Annotated in this window: 17 protein-coding genes, 1 tRNA gene and 1 riboswitch; of the genes, 11 read left to right on the top strand and 7 right to left on the bottom strand. The window is 73.2% G+C overall.

The features are described from left to right. Positions 1–216 precede the first annotated feature (216 nt). Entirely contained in the window at positions 217–1,950 is a 1,734-nt protein-coding gene (locus QNO07_RS06155) for a metallophosphoesterase (RefSeq protein WP_283990566.1), read from the bottom strand. Between the two features lie 156 nt (positions 1,951–2,106). Next, positions 2,107–2,457: a metallopeptidase family protein gene (locus QNO07_RS06150; RefSeq protein WP_283990564.1), complete on the bottom strand. Its 351-nt coding sequence runs from the start codon at positions 2,455–2,457 to the stop codon at positions 2,107–2,109. Between the two features lie 260 nt (positions 2,458–2,717). Here QNO07_RS06150 and QNO07_RS06145 point away from each other — a divergent pair, with 260 nt between their 5' ends. The 6 genes from QNO07_RS06145 (at position 2,718) to QNO07_RS06120 (ending at position 8,969) form a co-directional block, all read left to right on the top strand. Beyond that, positions 2,718–3,212, top strand: a complete 495-nt coding sequence (locus QNO07_RS06145; protein WP_283990561.1) for a hypothetical protein — start codon at positions 2,718–2,720, stop codon at positions 3,210–3,212. Between the two features lie 254 nt (positions 3,213–3,466). Then, positions 3,467–5,671 (top strand): DEAD/DEAH box helicase, encoded by a 2,205-nt coding sequence (locus tag QNO07_RS06140; protein WP_283990559.1) that lies wholly within the window; start codon positions 3,467–3,469, stop codon positions 5,669–5,671. A 384-nt stretch (positions 5,672–6,055) separates the two neighbouring features. Continuing rightward, a tRNA-Lys gene (locus tag QNO07_RS06135) sits at positions 6,056–6,128 on the top strand. A 289-nt stretch (positions 6,129–6,417) separates the two neighbouring features. After that, complete coding sequence (locus QNO07_RS06130) at positions 6,418–6,642, top strand: DUF6158 family protein (RefSeq protein WP_283990558.1); 225 nt, start codon at positions 6,418–6,420, stop codon at positions 6,640–6,642. Positions 6,643–6,949: 307 nt separating this feature from the next. Next, positions 6,950–7,894, top strand: coding sequence for an ANTAR domain-containing protein (locus QNO07_RS06125; protein WP_283990557.1), 945 nt, complete (start codon positions 6,950–6,952; stop codon positions 7,892–7,894). A gap of 292 nt (positions 7,895–8,186) precedes the next feature. Further along, complete coding sequence (locus QNO07_RS06120) at positions 8,187–8,969, top strand: GAF and ANTAR domain-containing protein (protein ID WP_283990555.1); 783 nt, start codon at positions 8,187–8,189, stop codon at positions 8,967–8,969. Between the two features lie 93 nt (positions 8,970–9,062). Here the strand turns inward: QNO07_RS06120 and QNO07_RS06115 are convergent, their stop codons facing one another. Then, positions 9,063–9,521, bottom strand: a complete 459-nt coding sequence (locus tag QNO07_RS06115) for a lamin tail domain-containing protein (RefSeq protein WP_283990553.1) — start codon at positions 9,519–9,521, stop codon at positions 9,063–9,065. Positions 9,522–9,794: 273 nt separating this feature from the next. On the opposite strand from QNO07_RS06115, the gene QNO07_RS06110 reads away from it, so the two are divergent. Together QNO07_RS06110 and QNO07_RS06105 are read left to right on the top strand one after the other, a co-directional pair. Next, the gene (locus tag QNO07_RS06110; protein ID WP_283990551.1) at positions 9,795–10,343 is read left to right on the top strand and encodes an STAS domain-containing protein; all 549 of its coding nucleotides are present in this window, start codon (positions 9,795–9,797) and stop codon (positions 10,341–10,343) included. Between the two features lie 191 nt (positions 10,344–10,534). Beyond that, positions 10,535–10,975: an ATP-binding protein gene (locus QNO07_RS06105; protein WP_283990550.1), complete on the top strand. Its 441-nt coding sequence runs from the start codon at positions 10,535–10,537 to the stop codon at positions 10,973–10,975. 263 nt (positions 10,976–11,238) lie between these two features. Here the strand turns inward: QNO07_RS06105 and QNO07_RS06100 are convergent, their stop codons facing one another. Next, entirely contained in the window at positions 11,239–11,478 is a 240-nt protein-coding gene (locus QNO07_RS06100) for a chaplin (RefSeq protein WP_283990549.1), read from the bottom strand. A 277-nt stretch (positions 11,479–11,755) separates the two neighbouring features. Here QNO07_RS06100 and QNO07_RS06095 point away from each other — a divergent pair, with 277 nt between their 5' ends. Both QNO07_RS06095 and QNO07_RS06090 read left to right on the top strand, forming a co-directional pair. Continuing rightward, a complete protein-coding gene (locus tag QNO07_RS06095) occupies positions 11,756–12,862 on the top strand; it encodes a PP2C family protein-serine/threonine phosphatase (RefSeq protein ID WP_283990547.1) in 1,107 nt (368 codons plus the stop codon). A gap of 252 nt (positions 12,863–13,114) precedes the next feature. Continuing rightward, positions 13,115–13,286: riboswitch (cyclic di-AMP (ydaO/yuaA leader) on the top strand. Between the two features lie 10 nt (positions 13,287–13,296). Continuing rightward, positions 13,297–14,313: a M23 family metallopeptidase gene (locus tag QNO07_RS06090; RefSeq protein WP_283990546.1), complete on the top strand. Its 1,017-nt coding sequence runs from the start codon at positions 13,297–13,299 to the stop codon at positions 14,311–14,313. Between the two features lie 295 nt (positions 14,314–14,608). Here the strand turns inward: QNO07_RS06090 and QNO07_RS06085 are convergent, their stop codons facing one another. After that, complete coding sequence (locus QNO07_RS06085; RefSeq protein ID WP_283990544.1) at positions 14,609–15,190, bottom strand: TetR/AcrR family transcriptional regulator; 582 nt, start codon at positions 15,188–15,190, stop codon at positions 14,609–14,611. Positions 15,191–15,377: 187 nt separating this feature from the next. Here QNO07_RS06085 and QNO07_RS06080 point away from each other — a divergent pair, with 187 nt between their 5' ends. Then, positions 15,378–15,959: a dihydrofolate reductase family protein gene (locus QNO07_RS06080; RefSeq protein ID WP_283990542.1), complete on the top strand. Its 582-nt coding sequence runs from the start codon at positions 15,378–15,380 to the stop codon at positions 15,957–15,959. 11 nt (positions 15,960–15,970) lie between these two features. Here QNO07_RS06080 and QNO07_RS06075 read toward each other — a convergent pair whose 3' ends face one another. Then, positions 15,971–16,807, bottom strand: coding sequence for a hypothetical protein (locus QNO07_RS06075; RefSeq protein ID WP_283990541.1), 837 nt, complete (start codon positions 16,805–16,807; stop codon positions 15,971–15,973). Then, on the bottom strand, positions 16,804–17,241 hold the full coding sequence (locus QNO07_RS06070; protein WP_283990540.1) for a PPOX class F420-dependent oxidoreductase: 438 nt from the start codon (positions 17,239–17,241) through the stop codon (positions 16,804–16,806). The genes QNO07_RS06075 and QNO07_RS06070 overlap by 4 nt, the downstream gene beginning before the upstream one ends. Positions 17,242–17,390 lie beyond the last annotated feature (149 nt).

The following is a 17,390-nucleotide window of genomic DNA, read 5'->3' as shown; positions in this document are numbered from 1 at the left end:
TCGGGGACGTGAGAAGCATATGGGATACCGGGACCGTTCGCCAAAACGGATACCGGTGGACGCGACCGCCCCCGGGCCTCCACGCCCCGCCACCCTCCTCACCTGCGGTGTTGCCGTCCGCACGCGGCACGCCACCCGACGCCACCCGCCCCCGCGCGGGCCCCTCCCGCTCCCGCGTGTGCCCGCCGCGGTGCCGGGTCGGCTGCCGGTGCCGGGTCAGCCGCCGTCGGCGGGCCTGCCCGCGCCGGCGCCGGTCAGGACGGGCGACGGCGTCCGCTCCTGGCCGCCCTCCCCGCTCGGGCCGGCGTCCGGGTCGGCGTCCGCTTCGGGGCTGCCGCCCGGGGGCGGGCTGTCCTCGGCCGTGGGGTCGGCGTCCGGTGAGGGAGAGGGGCTGGGGGAGGGCGTGGTGTCGCCGCCGTCGGGGAGGGCGCTGTCGGGGACGTGGCGGCTCACCTCGGCCGAGGTGAGGCCCAGGCCGCCCAGGGTGATCTCGTCCCACGCCTGGAGTTCGCGGCTTTCCTGGTCGAAGTAGAGCACCGACGCCTGGACCTTGTCCGGTTCCTCCCCCTCCACCGCGCGCAGTCCGCTGCCACCGGTGGAACCCTCGACCATCAGCCGGGTGCCCTCGGGTAGTTGGTGCTGCTTGCGGTTGTGGGTGTGGCCGGCCAGCGCCAGCGGCACCAGGCCGTCCGTCTGCTTGGCGAGTTCGGGGTTGTGGGCCACCGCGATGTCGACCGGCTCGCCCGCGGCGCGCTGGGCGCGCAGGGCGGACGCGAGACGGCGCCCCGCCTCCCGCTCCTCCGGATCGCCGGCCGCCTCGACGGAACGGTCCGGCGTGAACTGCGGGTCGCCCCAGCCGGCGACGCGCAGCCCGGCGATCTCCACCGTCCGGCCCTCGTCGAGGACGTGCACGTTCTCCATGCCCTCCAGGTACTCCTGGGTCTCCATCGAGTCGTGGTTGCCGCGCACCCACACGAAGGGGGCGCCCAGGTCCTCGGCCGGGTCGAGGAAGGCGTTCTCGGCGGCGGTCCCGTGGTCCATGGTGTCGCCGGTGTCGATGATCATGTTGATCTCGTACTGCTCCACCAGCGACTTGATGATCGACCAGGCGGCCGGGTTGAGGTGGATGTCGGAGACGTGCAGTACCCGGGTCGTGGTCGGGTCCGGCTGGTAGGTGGGCAGCGTCGACGCGGCGTTGTAGAGCTTCGTCACGTTGGTCACCAGGCGGGCCAGCTCCTCCTGGTAGATGCCGAAGTCGCTGACGATGCTGCGGGCGTCGCCGACCAGGCTGGGAGCACCGGCCAGCAGCCCCGAGAACTTCGGCTCCAGCAGCGCCTTCGGATTCCAGGTGGCCGCGGCCGTCGCGCCGGACGCCACCAGCAGGGTGAGCGCCAGGCCGCCCGCGGCCATTGCCCGGCGCGGACGCCGGTACACGGCCAGACCGAGCGCGGTCGCCCCGGCGACGACGGCCGCGCAGGACCGCACGGCCAGGTCGCGGGTGCCCACCTCCACATCACGGGTGACGCTCTCCTGGAGGCCGCTGATACGTTCCGGCCGGTCGATGAGCGAGCCGACGCGTTCCGGGTCGAGGCGGGTGACGTCCACGTCGAGGCGCAGCGGTGCCCGGTGGCTTTCCAGCCGCAGGTCGCCCAGCGGCGCCACGTTGATCTTCGTGCCGCCGTCGAGCGAGGGACGCAGCGTCATCGTGGTGTCCATCGGCCCGACCGGCTTGTGCACGTTGCCGACGACGAGCAGGCCCAGCCACGCGCCCAGCAGCGTCACCGCGGCCAGCCCCAGTGCCCGGGCCAAGGGGTGAGAGCGTCCGGCCGGATCGCCGTCGAGCGGGGGGAGTCGGCGCCGGCGCCGACTGAGGGCGTCGCCGGCGCGGTGGACGCCTCGGGTCGCGGAACGGAGGCAGGCGCGCAGCAGCCTGTCGGGAGCACTGGCCATGGGGTGGCGTATGCCCTCGTGGGATGACGACTATGCGACGCGGCACGTCCGTACCCGACAATGGCGTAGTGGCGCCGACCGCAGGGAGCGCAGCGCCTTCGCACGGGCGCCGGGGACGCGAGGCCGAGCCGGTGGCGGTGGCGGGGCCGACGCGGGTCAGCCCCAGCCGAGTTCGTGCAGCCGCTCGTCCTCGATGCCGAAGTGGTGGGCCACCTCGTGCACGACGGTGACGGCGACCTCGTGCACGACGTCCTCCGCCGACTCGCAGTGCCGCAGGGTGGGGCCCATGTAGATCGAGATCCGGTCCGGCAGCACCCCCGCGTACCACTCGCCGCGTTCGGTGAGCGGCGTGCCTTCGTACAGCCCCAGCAGTTCGGGGTCCGACGCGTCCGGTTCGTCCTCCACGAACACGGCCACGTTGTCCATCATGCGGGTCAGTTCGGGCGGGATCTGGTCCAGGGCCTGGCTGACCAGTTCTTCGAAGGTCTCGCGTGTCATCTCCAGCACCCGGCCATTGTCCGTGACGGGGACCGGATCGGGCAGTCGGCGTCGCCGCGCGGTCGATCCGACGACCGGTGGTCGATCCGACGACCGGTCAGGGGGCCTCGGGTGTGCGCCGGACGACCGCGGGCGGTCCGGCGGCCCCGACGCGTCCGGGGGCCGTCCCGCGGTGGCCGCCCGACCGGTAGGTCGGGGCGTGTCCTCGGGGGCGGCGCGGGAGTTGAGCAGGGCGCCCGCACCGCAGTCCGGTCCTGAGGAGTCCGCCCGTGCGCTGTCCCCGCGCCCTGTCCCGTACGACCGTCGCCGTTGCGGCACTCTCCGCGCTGACCGGCTGCATGACCGTCGGTGCGCCCGGCGACGACCACAAGCGCGCTCCGGTCGGCAACTCGGCGGCGCCCGATCCGGTCGGCACCGACGGCGTCGGCCGGTGGGCGGGGGAGCAGCCCCGCCTCGCGTCGGAGGTCCCCGGGCGGCTGTCGGGCCGGGCGGTGACGGAGAGTCCGCCGTCGGCGAAGCGGTCGTCCCGGTCGTCGTCCGTGTCGAAGTCCGACCGGCCGGCCGTCGAACCGTCGCGGTCGGAGCGTGCCGAGCGGCCGGGGGAGAGCGAACCGAGCCGCCGCTCCCGGCCCAGCGGACCGGTCGTCGAACCGACCCGCCCGGCGCCGGCCCCGTCGCACTCGGAGGTCCCCGACCCGGCCCCGAGCGACCCGCCGCCGGTCACGCCGCAGGACCCGCAGGAGCCCGGCGAGGGCGAGGGCTGAGGGCGGAGGTGGGCCGCTCGGAACTCCACGTCATGACGGCCGGAGGTGATCCGCAGCACTTCGGCCGGGACGGGTTTGCCACCCGCACGGCAGGGTGCGTATGGTGGTAGATCGTTTGATCCCATTTGCCCGGCGCCCCAACCGAAGCGCGCCGTGTGGCGCGTTCCTTTGCTTAGCCGTGGGCTGACCGCACTGAGGCGGTCGTGTGCGAATCACGGAAGTGTGTGGCGCGTGCCGAATTCCGGAAGGTTCGCATGTCTGTTGTCACCCCTGAAACCGTAACGACCGAGGACGAGCAGCTCGTCGAGGAGACCTCCGCGGCCACCGCCGCCGAGGACACCACCGCTGCCGCGGCCGTCGTCCCCGCGGAGGCCGTCACTGAAGCGGCCGCTCCGGCGGAGGCCACCTCCGAGGAGGGCGCGGCCGAGGAGGCCGCGACCGCCGTCCCCGAGATCACCTTCACCACCCTGGGACTGCCCGAAGCCGTGGTGCGCAAGCTCGCGCAGAACGGTGTCACCAGCCCCTTCCCCATCCAGGCCGCGACCATCCCGGACGCCCTGGCCGGCAAGGACATCCTGGGCCGCGGCCGTACCGGCTCCGGCAAGACGCTGAGCTTCGGCCTGCCGGCGCTCGCCCGTCTCTCCGGCGGACGCACCGCGCGCCGCCGCCCCCGTGCCGTCATCCTCACGCCCACCCGTGAACTGGCCATGCAGGTCTCCGACGCGCTCCAGCCCTACGGCGACGTGCTCGGCCTCAAGCTGAAGGTCGTCTGCGGCGGTACCTCCATGGGCAACCAGATGAGCGCGCTGGAGCGCGGCGTCGACGTGCTCGTCGCCACGCCCGGCCGCCTGCGCGACCTGATCAACCGCGGTGCCTGCTCGCTCGACGACGTCGAGGTCGCCGTCCTGGACGAGGCCGACCAGATGGCCGACCTGGGCTTCCTGCCCGAGGTCACCGAGCTGCTCGACCTGGTGCCGCATGGCGGCCAGCGCATGCTGTTCTCCGCGACGCTGGAGAACGAGATCGACAGCCTGGTGAAGCGCTACCTCGTCGACCCCGTGAGCCACGAGGTGGACGCGGCGCAGGGCGCGGTCACCACCATGACCCACCACGTGCTGATCGTGAAGCCGCGCGACAAGGCCCCGGTCACCGCCGCCATCGCGTCCCGCAAGGGCCGCACCATCGTCTTCGTCCGCACCCAGCTGGGCGCGGACCGCGTCGCCGAGCAGCTGCGCGAGACCGGCGTCAGCGCCGACGCGCTGCACGGCGGCATGACGCAGGGCGCGCGTACCGCGACCCTGGCCGACTTCAAGGAAGGCCGCGTCAACGTCCTCGTCGCCACCGACGTCGCCGCCCGCGGCATCCACGTCGACGGCATCGACCTGGTGCTCAACGTCGACCCGGCCGGCGACCACAAGGACTACCTGCACCGTTCGGGCCGCACCGCGCGGGCCGGCCAGTCCGGCAGCGTCGTGTCGCTGGCGCTGCCGCACCAGCGCCGCCAGATCTTCCGCCTCATGGAGGACGCCGGCGTGGACGCCACCCGGCACATCATCGCCCGCGGTGACGCCTTCGACGAGGAGGTCGTGCGCATCACCGGCGTGCGGTCCCTGACCGAGGTGCAGGCCGAGTCCGTGAACATGGCCGCCAAGCAGGCCGCCCGCGAGGTCAACGCCCTCACCCGGCAGTTGGAGCAGGCCCAGCGCCGTGCGCTGGAACTGCGCGAGGAGGCCGACCAGCTGACGGCCCGTGCCGCGCGCGAGCGCGGTGACGACCCGGAGCAGGCCGTGGCCGACGCCGCCGAGGCGCTGGCCAAGGAGGCCGCCGAGGAGGCCGAGCGCGAGGCGCGGGCCGCCGTGGTGCGCGCCGAGAAGGAGCGCAAGGCCGCCGAGGTCCGCGAGGAGCGCCGGCAGAGCGGCTCGTTCGAGCGCCGCGACGACCGCCGAGGCGGCGACCGCCCCTACAACCGCGACCGCCAGGGCGGCGGTGGCGGCGGCTTCCGTCGCGACGACCGCCAGGGCCAGGGCGGTGGCGGTGGCGGCTTCCGCCGTGACGACCGCCCGAGCCAGGGCGGCGGCTTCCGTCGTGACGACCGGCGGGACGACCGCCGTGGCGGCGGCGACCGTCCGTTCAACCGCGACGACCGCCAGGGCGGCGGTGGCGGCGGGTTCCGCCGCGACGACCGTCCGAGCCAGGGTGGCGGCGGGTTCCGCCGTGACGACCGTCCGAGCCAGGGTGGCGGCGGCTTCCGTCGCGACGACCGTCCGTCCCGCGGCTTCGAGGGCCAGGAGCGCGACCGGGGCGGCTTCCGCCGCGAGCACGACCGTCCGGTCAACCGCGACGACCGCCGCCCGGCGGGCCGCCGCGACGACCACCGCGGCGCCGGCTCCACCGGCAGCACCGCCGGCCGGTCCTTCGACCGCCGCACCGAGAAGCCGCGCTGGAAGCGCAACAGCTGACGTCCCGGCGCTGACCGGACGGCCCGGCACCCGGCCCTTGAGGCCGGACGCCTGCGCCGCTGACCGGCGCTGACGACCACTCACCGGCAGGCCCCGGCGGACACCCCGTGTCCGCCGGGGCCTGCCGCTGTGCGGCGACGTCCGCTGCCGCCTCGCGGGGCCCGGCTTGCTCGCCACCGAGCCCCGCCACCGAGCCCCGCCACGGGCTCTCCCAGGGACGCCGACAGGGACGGCGGGGGAGGTCGTGACGCGGCTTCGAGGCGCCCTGACGGAGCCCGAGGCGGGTGGGAGCCGGCCGTCGCGGCTGATCCACCGTCGGAAGATCCAGGACCCGGGCCGTATGCCTTCGAGGTGCGCCCGTCCTGGCAGCTATGCTTCGGGGGCGGGCCGTTAGCTCAATTGGCAGAGCAGTGGACTTTTAATCCATTGGTTGTGGGTTCGAGTCCCACACGGCCTACCTGCGGCAGCCGGGGGAAGCCCCCCGACCTGCCCCCACCGCCCCGGCCGGGCTCACTGGCCGGGGCGTTCCGTGTTCCGCCCTCCCCCGCGTCGACCCCTGAACGGACGCCTCCTCTTCGCGCCCGCAGCCACCCGAAGGGCGCGCAGTCGCACGCGGGCGTGCACTCCAGTGCGCCGGGTGCAGGACTCGCCGCGGGGATTGCGGGTACCCGCGTGCGCTGCGCCCCGGTGGCGCGCGGAGGCAGAGGAACAAGGCGGGACGAGAAGAGACGAGGAGGCGGCTGAACATGACCGGTGTCGACCCGGCGGACCTTTCCGACGAGCAGCTGATCAAGGAACTGGAGACCCTGCACCGCACCCGGCACGAGACGCTGCTGCACGGCTCGCAGGACGCGTTGGGCGCGCACACCGAGCGCAGTTCGCGCCTGGAGACGGAGTTCCTGCGGCGCAACCCGCAGCGTTCGGTTGATCCGGAGCGCACGCGTGAAGGGGCGCGCGCCCGCGAGCTGTGACGACGGTGCGTCAGGTCGGGGGCGTCCGTCATGCGCATCGGTGCAGGTCGGAGCGCCGTGGCGGGGCAGATGCGTCGGGGGCGCGGACTGGCGCGGCTGCTCGTTGGTAACATCGCGATCACGACCTCGAGTTGGGCAGTCAGCTCGCGGCGGGGCTCTTCGGCGTGCCGTCTTCCGTACCGCTTCACCCGCGGTGGGGAGGCGGTGCGCTGCGCGAGCCCTCGTCAGCAGCGAGTTGCGCCACCGCACTGCCCGTCCCCCCGGAGCGGGCCTGCCGGTGATGGCGCCCCGACATCCGAGGAATGCCGTGAAGAACGAGATCGTCGGCCGGTTCACGTACCAGCTGGCCAGCGACACCTGGACGTGGTCGGACACCATGTTCCGGCTGTACGGGTTGAGACCGGGCGAAGTCGCACCGACGACCTCGTTGATCACCCGGCACCTGAGTCCCGAGGACCGGGACCACATCCTGGGTCTGTTCACCGCGTCGCTGCACGAGGACGGGCAGCCGCTCGCCCGTCTGCACCGCATCGCCGCCTCCGACCGCGACCGCACGGTGGTCACGCTCGTCGAGCGCGCTTCGGCGCCCGGTGCCTCCCCGGAGCTGCGCGGCTACACCGCGGACATCACGGTGCCGCTGCACGAGGCCGCCTCGCAGCGCGCCCGGCAGGACATCGAGGCGGCGGTGGAGTCGCACAGCATCATCGACCAGGCGGTGGGGGCCCTGATGCTGGTCCACGGGCTCGACGACCACACCGCGATCAACCTGCTCCGCTGGTTCTCGCAGAACTCCAACACCAAGCTCCGCACGCTCGCCGAGCGCATCGTGCACAGCACCCGGCACGGCATCCCGCTGCCGCGCGAGACGACACACGCCCTCGACGCGGCCATCAGCGACGCCGCGCTCGGGGACGGCACGCTCTCCGAGGTCCTGCGCACGCCGCCGGAGCTGCGCGCGCGCCCCCTGCACGTGGAGCTGCTGCGCTCGGCCGACGAGGTGGTGCTGAGCGTCCGGGGCTCGGTGGACCTGACGGCCACGCCGGACTTCGTCGGCGCGCTGTCCGAGTTGGCGCTCGCGGGCGGCTCCGGCCGCACCCTGGCGGTCGACCTGCGTGAGGTGACGCACGTCAGCTCGGCCGGTCTGGCGGAGCTGCGGCGCTTCAAGGAGCGCGCCGAGCAGCAGGACCGCACGGTGCGCGTCGTGCCGGCCACCGCGCTGCCCACCGAGACCTTCCAGGACCTGCTGAGCTGAGGCCCGGCTCTGTCCACCGGGCAGAGGCGGCTGAGGACAGAGAGGTGACAGGGGGCGGGCGGTATGGGTACTTTGTCTGTCTTGGTGCCAGCCCTGCTGTTTCGTCGTTCCGCGGAGCGGGAATCCGTTGGGCGGCAGGCCTCAAGGCGTACGGCGGGCCGCCGTGCCGCGGCTCGGCCCGTCCGGCTTGCGCGTCGGTGCACGACGCGCCCTTGCGGCGACAGTCGCGCGGTGCGGTGGAGAACCGGCCGGCGCGGGGCGGCCCGGGGCCGCCAGAGCCTGTGGAGGTGCAGTGACGACTCCCCCAGGAGCGGGATCAGGATCCGGTGGGCTGGGTGACCAGGCCCTCGCCCAACTGCACTCCCTGCTGCTCGGGACCGAACGTGTGGAGGAGTTCCTCCAGGACCTGGTGAAGCTCACCGCCACCGAGCTCAACGTGTCGTGCGGCATCACCATCCGGCCCGACGGCCGGCCCACGACGGCCGCCGCCAGCGACGCCAGGGTGGGCCGGTTCGACGAGGCTCAGTACGAGGCGGGCCGCGGACCCTGCCTGGAGGCCCTCGAGACCGGTCGTCCGAACCTGGTGCCGGACATGCGGGACGAGCGACGCTGGGACGACTACGCCCCCAAGAGCCTGGAGGCCGGGGTGCTCAGCGTGTACGCGCTGCCGCTGACGCCGTTCGGCTACCAGCGCCCGCTGGGCGCGATGAACCTCTACTCAAGTGAGGCCTGCACCTTCGACGAGGTGGTCCGCAGCGAGGCGCGCAGCTTCGCTACGTACGCGGCGGGAGCGCTGGGCGTCGCGCTGAAGATCGCCGGGCATGTGGAGTTCGGGCAGGACCTGCAGGCCGCGCTGCGTTCCCGGGCGGTCATCGACCAGGCACTGGGCGTCATCATGGCCCAGCAGCGCTGCAGCCCGGACCAGGCCTTCGAGATCCTGCGGCGCATCTCGCAGAACCGGAACGTGAAGCTGCACCGGGTCGCTGCCGCGATCGTGCAGCGCGTCAGCGGCGAACCGCCGCGGCCGGGCAGCGTCGAACCCCGGGGCGACGGCCCCTCGCGGCGACGCCAGTGACCGCGGTGGGCCGGTGGCGGACCGGACCCCGGCCCCGGGTCCGCCACCGACTCACAGTGCTCGGCTCACCGCCGCCAGCTCACCGTTCTCGGCTCAGCACATGATGTACGGCGAGGAGCGCTTGCCGTAGTCGCAGGTGTCGACCTTCGTCCCGGTGGCCTTGCGGAGCGTCGCGGTGTCACCGGTGTTGTTCCAGACGTACCACTTGCGGTTCCAGTAGCGGTTGGCCGCGGTGTCGCTGCCCTGGCCGGTGCGCACCTTGACCGTCTTGGACGCGCCGAGCGAGTACGTGCCGAAGGTGTACGTGTAGCCGGTCCGGTCCTTGATGGTCCAGCCCTTGAGGCTTACGGCCTTGCCGGTGGTGTTGCGGATCTCCACGTACTCCGCGTTCAGGCTGGTGTTGCCGCCGCGGTCGGCGCCGGGGCTGTCGTAGTAGATCTTGTACAGGTGGACGGAGCCGGCTGCCTGGGCCTGGGTGGGCAGCAGGAGCGCGCCTGCGCAGGCGGCGATGGTGGTTGCGGCGGCGAGCACGCGGGAGCGGGAACGGTTCAACGGGCGTCCTGTTCGGCCGGCCGCGCACCGGTTGTGCGCGGTGAGGGCGCTTACGTTAGGGAGTGACCCGCAAAGGCATGCTCTCTGTTACGAAACCGGAACATAGGACAAGATGCCGGACAGGTGGGCCCGCCGCGGCGGGAAACGGGCCTGACCGGCCGCAGGGGCCGATCGGGTGGCCGAGGCGACGCGAACCGGTGACGTGGGTCCGTCTCTGCGTGATCCCGATCACTCGGCAGTGCGGAGACGCCCCGCCGCTCGTTGCGGCAGGACGTGAACACCCATGACACCCACCACGCCGCGCCCATACTCCTGCCCCTGCCTCCCGTGCTGGCCCCTCAGTGCGCCGGGGGCCCACCGCCGCCCCAGGTGGTCGCGGACGCGCGTTGGCTGAACGGCTGCTGCGTGCTCACGCTCACCGGAGAGATCGACTTCTTCAGCGCGGCGTGGGTGCGCTCCGCTCTGGCCACCGCCACCGCCACCGCCTCCGCCACTCCGGCCCTTACCGCCTCCCCGGCCCCGGTGGCCAGCGTGTCCCCGACCGATACCGCCACCGCCAGCCCATCCGCCACCGACACCGCCACGGCATCCGCCTCCTCCTCCGCTGCGGGCCGGGGAGCCGCCCGGGTCGTCGTGGACGTCTCCCGGGTCACCTTCTGCGACTCGGGCCTGCTGCGTGCACTGCTGCCCTGGCGCACCGCGAGCCGCGAGGTGGACCTCGCGGCCCCTTCCGAAGCTGTGCGGCGGCTGCTGGCGGTCACCCGGGTGGGTGAGCTGCCACCCTGCCACAGCTCGGTGGAGCAGGCCCTGGAACGTCGCTGAGTCCCGCGGCACACGCCCGGGCCGGCCTGGGGCAATCCGTGGGAGGAGCTGCGAGAGGACCTGCGGGCAGACCCTCGCTGGTCACGGGCGTGTTGCCGGATCGGGTGAATCAGTGCCGAACGGCCGGAGTCAGAACGGACCGACTCGGGTATACGCCCGTTACCGCTGCACCCGCACGGGAAAGGCAAGTCATGATCATCACGTACCCGCTGCCCGGCACCGAGTCGGACGACGCCGTTCGCCTGCGGCGCGACACGGCCGTGAACGGGACATCGGAATCCGGCGCCCACGCCCGGCGCTTCACCGCTGACTTCCTGCACGACGTCGACGAATCGGGGGTCTTCGTACCGCCCCGCTCCCTCGAGGACGTGCAGCTCGTCGTGAGTGAGCTGGTCACCAACGCGGTGAAGTACGCCGGCGGCCCCGCTCTGCTGACGCTGTCGGTGGACCCGGTGGAGAGCACCATCCAGGTGACGGTCTGGGACGCCAGCCCGGTCGCGCCTGTGCTGCTGCCACCCGACGCGGCGCGCGTCGGCGGGCACGGGCTGGAGATCGTCCACGCTCTGAGCCTGTCGGTCCACGTCGAATCGGGCCCCGGCGGCAAGTACATCCACGCCACGATGCCCGTCTGAGGCCCCTGGGGCGCCATGCCCACCTGGGACGCCGTGCCCATCCGAGGCACGATGCCGGGCTGAGAGCTGTCGACGAGCCGGAGGCGAGGGCTTCGCGCCCGCGCCGACGCTCCGGCACCCCGATGCGCTGTGCCCCGCCCGTGACGAGCGGGGCACAGCTTCGCCCGCCGCCGCCCACGGGCCCGTCTCGCAGGGGGCCCGTGGGCGGCGGGGTGCCGGCCGGCCGGGACGGTTTCCGCCGGTCGGCCGGCGTCCGGGGCAGGTCAGTCGTTGACGCAGACGTTGCCGATGGCCGGGTTGAGCAGGCCGACGACGTTCACGCTGTTGCCGCAGATGTTCACGGGGATGTGGATCGGCACCTGGACGACGTTGCCGGACAGCACGCCCGGCGAACCGACGGCCGCGCCCTTCGCGATGCTGTCGGCCGAAGCGGCACCGGCGCCGCCGATCAGCGCGATGCTCGCGGCGGCAGCAAGGGCGGCGGTCTTCACCGTACGAATCATGGAGCGGTCCTTTTCAAGAGAGGCCGGCGCACACGAGGCGCACACGCCGGGCGGCGTACTGCCGCCTGATGTGCTTCGCCACGAACCGCCCCCCGGCATGAGGCCCGCAGCCCGCTTTCACCCCCGCGGGGGACAGACCTCACTCGCCTGCCGCCGAGGGCGGGGCGGGGTTCGAAGCGGCGGCTCGAACACCGGGCCGCGACCGCCCGTCGGGACCGCGGGCACAAACGGCCGTCGCCCGGTCGCCCCTTCTCCCCTGTGGGCTGAGAGTGGAGAGGTGTACAGACGACGGTGGTGGGAGGGCGAGTCGGCGAGCGGGCGCTTGGCGCGGCTGCTGCCGGCCGTGCTCGTGGTGCTCGGTGTGATCATTCAGCTCCTCACCCCGCCGGACATCACCTTCGCCGCCATCTTCGCCGCGGCGCCGCTCGTCGCAGCGCCCCTGTACTCCGCCCGCGCCACCGCTCTCACCGGGGTGGCGGCCACGGTCGCGCTGGTCGTGCTGATCGTCGCCTACGACAGCGCCGGCTGGGCCGAGGACGTCATGCAGACGGCGACGGTGGGCACCGTCGCCGTGCTGGCCGTCGGCATCAACCGGGTCGTGCGGCGCGGCAACCAGCGGCTCGCCTGGGCGCGGAGTGTGGCGGAGGTCGCCCAGATGGCGGTGCTGCCGGTGCCGCCGGCACAGGTGTCGATGCTCGACGTGGCGGCGCGCTACCAGGCGGCTCAGGCCGACGCCCGCATCGGCGGTGACCTCTACGCCGTCCAGGAGACCCCGTACGGCATCCGCCTGATCATCGGCGACGTGCGCGGCAAGGGGCTGGACGCGGTGGAGACCGTCGCCGTGGTCATCGGCGCGTTCCGGGAGGCCGCGGAGCAGGAGGCGGGCCTGCACCAGCTCGCCGGCCGACTGGACCGGGCGCTCACCCGCGAGGTCGGCCGGGGACCGCGGTTCGACCGGATCGAGGGCTTCACCACGGCCGTGCTCGTCGAGGTCGACGACCGGGGCATGCTGCGTCTGGTCAACTGCGGCCATCCGTCCCCGCTGCTCCTGCTGCCGGACGGCACCGTCCGCCTGCTGGACCCCGCCGAGCACGCCCTTCCGCTGGGCCTGCTGCAGCTCGGCGGCACCGACGCCGCCCGGCCGAAGCCGTGCGAGGTGCCCTTCCCGGTGGGCGCCACGCTGCTGATGCACACCGACGGGCTCACCGAAGCCCGGGACGCCCGGGGCGAGTTCTACGATCCGGCGCCGCGCATCCGCCGGGCAGGCTGGCAGCGGCACGGGCCGCAGGCCCTGCTGGACGGTCTGCTGGCCGACGTCGGCGAGCACAGCGGCGGGCGGTCCACCGACGACATGGCGCTGCTCGCCGTCGTCCGCCGCGAATGACGCCGTCGCCGAACCCCCCTCCGATGTCACTGTGGGTAAGCGCTTCGCACCCCTGTGGATAACAGTTTGATGAACATCGACTGACGAGGCATCGGGTGCCGGTGGGGAAATGCCCGCTTGCTGCCTGGGCGTGACGAACGTCCCGGCAATGAAGGCGCCTTATTCCCCGAAGACTTGGAATCTGACCTCCAGGTCTATTAACGTTCGATAACGCAGCGCGGTCGTCACTGTCGTCGCAAGAGGCGACACCGTGCGCCATGGCCGAATCCCATCAGTGCATCACCGCCAGTAACACCTGCACAAAAGGAACCGGGGAACCACCATTTTGGGGTGAATCGGGCGCCTCCTCGCCAGGAGACGCCGGTAGGAGACCTTCCTGCTCCGAACCCGTCAGCTAACCCGGTAGGCCAGAGGAAGGAAAGGAGAGCGCCCCCGTGGCGTCAAGCAGGTCTGCCACCGAGGCCCCGCCGGCCGAGGTCACCGCCTACGGTCCCGTCGCCGGAGACTCCTGGGACGAGTGGAACCCCACCGAGGAGTCCACCCGTTCCGTGCGAGGACGCCACCGCGTCGCCAAGCAGCGAGGCATGGCCCGCAGCAGCGCGGTCCTGGGCGTCGGCATGGTCGCTGCGATCGGCGCCGGCGGCATCGCCACCGCGCAGGACAAGCCGCGGCTTCCCGTGTCGCTGCCGGATCTCGGCTCTCTCACCGACAACCTTCCCGGCGTGGACACCCTCGCCGCCGACACCGCTGAGTCGGACACCACCACCGTGTCCGCGCCGTTCACCCAGGTCGGCCTGACCCAGAGCGATGCCGACGCCGGCCAGACCGACGCGGGCGAGGCGCTGCGGGCCCGCATCCTCCAGCAGGCCGACCAGCAGCAGGCCGCCGCCGACCAGCAGGAACGCGACGCGCTCGCCAAGGCGGCAGCCGCGAAGGCCGCGGAGAACGCCGCCAAGACCGCCGAGCAGGAGCGCAAGGCGGAGGAGGAGCGCAAGCGCAAGGCCGAGGAGGAGCGCAAGCGCAAGGCGGAGGAGGAGCGGCTGCGGAAGCTCGCCGCCACCTTCAGCATGCCGCTGGCGTCCTATCAGCTCACCTCCAGCTTCGGCGACTCCGGTTCCATGTGGTCCAACAACCACACCGGCCAGGACTTCGCCGCGCCGACCGGCACCCCGGTCAAGGCCGTGCACGCCGGCACCATCAAGGAGGCCGGCTGGGCCGGCTCCTACGGCTACCGGATCATTCTGGAGCTGAACGACGGCACCGAGGTCTGGTACTCCCACCTGTCGTCGATGACCAAGACCAGCGGCACGGTCACCACCGGCGACGTGATCGGCAACGTCGGATCGACCGGCAACTCCTCCGGCCCCCACCTCCACCTGGAGGTCCGGCCCGGCGGCGGCGACCCGATCGACCCGCTCGCCTGGCTGCGCGGCAAGGGCCTCAGCGTCTGACATCCGCCGAGCGGGCCGTCCCCGGACGGCCCGCTTCGCTGCGCTCGGCCGGCGCACTCCGCTGCCGCCGCGCACCTCGCCGCCGCCCCGCACCTGCCGGCCCCGGGCCGGTCCCAGGAGGGGAGGGGCGGCGGCGAACCCTCCCGGCCGGCGGCCCTGGTGCACCACCCCCCGGCACCAGGGCCGCCGGTGTTCTTGTGCACCGACCGCGTCCTTGCCCGCACCCGTGCCCGTCGGGGCCGACCGCACCGGCCGCGGCGCCCCGCCGCCGGTGCGCGCCCGCCGCACGGCCAGCTCACCGCTCGGGCACGATGCTGGTCACGATGTCCTCAACGAGGTCGTCCAGCGCGCCCGTTGTGGTGGACAGCATCTCCGGCAGCGTGAGGTGCTCCACGATCAGGCCGGTCATGGCCAGGTAGAGCAGAACCGGCGTGGTGCGGTCCCCGGGGAAACCGCCGGCGGTGTGGTGGCCGACGATCTCCTCCAGGTTGGCGCGGTGGTAGTCGGTCAGCGATGCCTGCAACTCCGGCCTGCGGGTGGCCTCCAGTCGCAGCTCCAGCATCGCCAGGTACCCGGCGCGGTCGCGCTGCGCCCGCCTGACGATGTCCTGCATCAGCACGACCTCCAGGCTGCGAGTGGGGGCCGAGGCCAGGCGCTCGGCCACTTCCCCCGGGTCGGGGGCGAGCCGGACGAAGATGTACCGCCCGGCCTGGCGCAGCAACTCCTCACGATCCGCGAAGTAGTTGGACGCGGTGCCGACCGGCACACCGGCCTGCTGGTCGACCGCGCGGAACGTCAGGCCCCTCGCCCCCGCCGCCGCCAGCACGTCGATGGCCGCGTCGAGCAGTGCCGTCCGGCGTTCCGGATTGCGTGCCATGCGTCTCTCCCGGGTCTGTGTCCGTGCTGGTGTGCGGGACTGGTGTGCGGTGCTGGTGTGTCGTGCTCGGGTGCTCGGGGGCGGGTGCCCGGGGTGTGGAAAACGCCTTGCACAACCACTACAGGTGTAGCACTCTGATCGTAGTGGTTCTCCCCGGTTCACTGATCACCTCTTGCAGGGAGTGTGCATGCGACGCCTGACGTACTACATCGGCCTCACGCTCGACGGCTTCATCGCCGGACCGAACGAGGAGGTGGACTTCCTTCCGCTCTCCGACGACCACACCGGCAGCATGGTCGAGGACTTCCCCGACGTCCTGCCCAGCCACATCCGCCGCGCACTGGGTGTCGGCGACCGGCCGGTCAAGGAGTTCGACACCGTCATCATGGGCCGTGGCACCTACGAACCGGCCCTCCGCGAGGGCATCACCAGCCCCTACAGCCACCTGCGGCAGTACGTGGTGAGCCGCAGCCTCGAGAAGTCGCCCGACGAGCAGGTCACCCTGGTGCGCACCGACCCGGTGGCCGCCGTACGTGAACTGAAGGCCGAGGACTCGCCGTTCGGCATCTACCTGGCGGGAGGCGGACAGCTCGCGGGTGCGCTGCTGCCGGAGATCGACCGCCTGGTCGTCAAGAAGTACCCGGTGGTGGCGGGCAGCGGCATCCCGTCCTTCGCCACCGCCTTCCGGCCCACCCGCTTCGCCCTGACGCACTGCCGGACCTTCGAAAACGGCTGCGCGGTCCTGGAGTACGACCGCGCCCACGGGTGACCGGCGGCGGGTCAGCGACGCGGCACGTGCCGGGCTGCTGTGCTCCGAGCGGGCTGCGGCGCCTCGGACCCCGCCGACGGGCCGGCGTCGGCCGGCTGCCCCGGCGGCAGCAGGTCCAGCAGCCCGCCGGACTCCCGCACCCACCCCTCCGAGCGGAAGACGGCGGTGCCGCGGGCCGGGAGCGACGGGTCGTCCCGCACCGCCGCCATCCACGTCCGCGGAGTCGGCCCGAAGAGCACGCGCAGCCGGGCCGAGTCGGCCAGCAGCGCCGACAGCACCGCTTCCTGGGGGCCGCGCGGCCGGGGCCGCCCGGCCGGGTCGGTGAGCACCCCGCGCAGGCTGACGTAGAGCTGGGCACCGCCCTGCGCCGTCGGTGTGCCGTCCGGCAGCAGCACCGGGAAGTCGGCCGGTGGCAGTGCCACCCGGCGGTAGTTCACGCTCTCGCTGACGTCCACCACGGCCAGCTGCTCCGGCGTCAGCCAGGTCAGCACCAGAGCCACCGCCTCCCCGGGGGCCCGGTACGGGGTGGCCGCCACGTAGCCCGCCCGGCTCACGTGCCCCGACAGGGCCACCGCCAGCCCCTCGACGCGTACCGGCGCCAGCGGCACGGTGTCAGTGACGCCCGCCCCGGTCAGCTTGTGGTGCAGCTGGGCGGGCGAACCGTTCGAGCCCACCGCCAGCACCGGCACCCGGCCCGTCACCGGGAAGCCCCGCAACGGCCGCAGCCGTCCGCCGCTCAGCAGGACCGGCTGCTCCGCGACCCGCCCCGGGTACCGCAGCGGTTCCACCAGCGGCGCCCCGGCGAAGCCGAGCGCCGCGAGTGTGCCGTCCCCCGGTTCGCCACTCACCGGCGGGGCTGCCCGTAGACGCGCTCCACGGCCAGCCGCAGCACCAGCCGCCGGTCCGCGACCATCGCCGCGCGGTACTCGTCCCAGTCGGGGTGCTCGCCGCGGATCGCCCGGTAGAGGGCCACCAGCTCGTCCGCGGTGGCGTCCTGCGGGTCCTCGGTCAGCGGCGTCAGCTCCGCCGTGCCCTCGGCCACCGTCCACGCCCACCCGTCGGGCGAGGTGACGTGGTAGCTCGCGCGGGCGTCACGGCGCAGGTTGCGGACCTTCGCCCGGCCGTCGGTCACCGACACCCGCAGGGTGCGGCCTGCCGGGTCGAAGCTGTGGTTGACGTTCGACAGCTGGGGCCGCCCGTCCCGCTTCAGCGTCACCAGCACCCCCAGGTCGCGCTCGGCGAGCAGCGACAGCAGGGCGTCGTCAGACGTGCCGTCGGCCATCAGGACTCCTTCGGTAGCGGCGGACCACCCGCTCCGGGCGTTGCCGCAGCGGCCGGAGTGGCGAGAGCGGCCGGGGCTCCCGGTCCGGGCCGGTGCCCGGGGGCGCACCCCGTGACTCCATCGTGCTTCCCGGCAGCCACCCCGGCTAC

This window comes from Streptomyces sp. 549 (genome assembly GCF_030124175.1).
Taxonomy (GTDB): domain Bacteria; phylum Actinomycetota; class Actinomycetes; order Streptomycetales; family Streptomycetaceae; genus Streptomyces.
The sequence above is the reverse complement of the archived record's forward strand: the minus strand, read 5'-3'. Positions and strand labels throughout refer to the sequence as shown.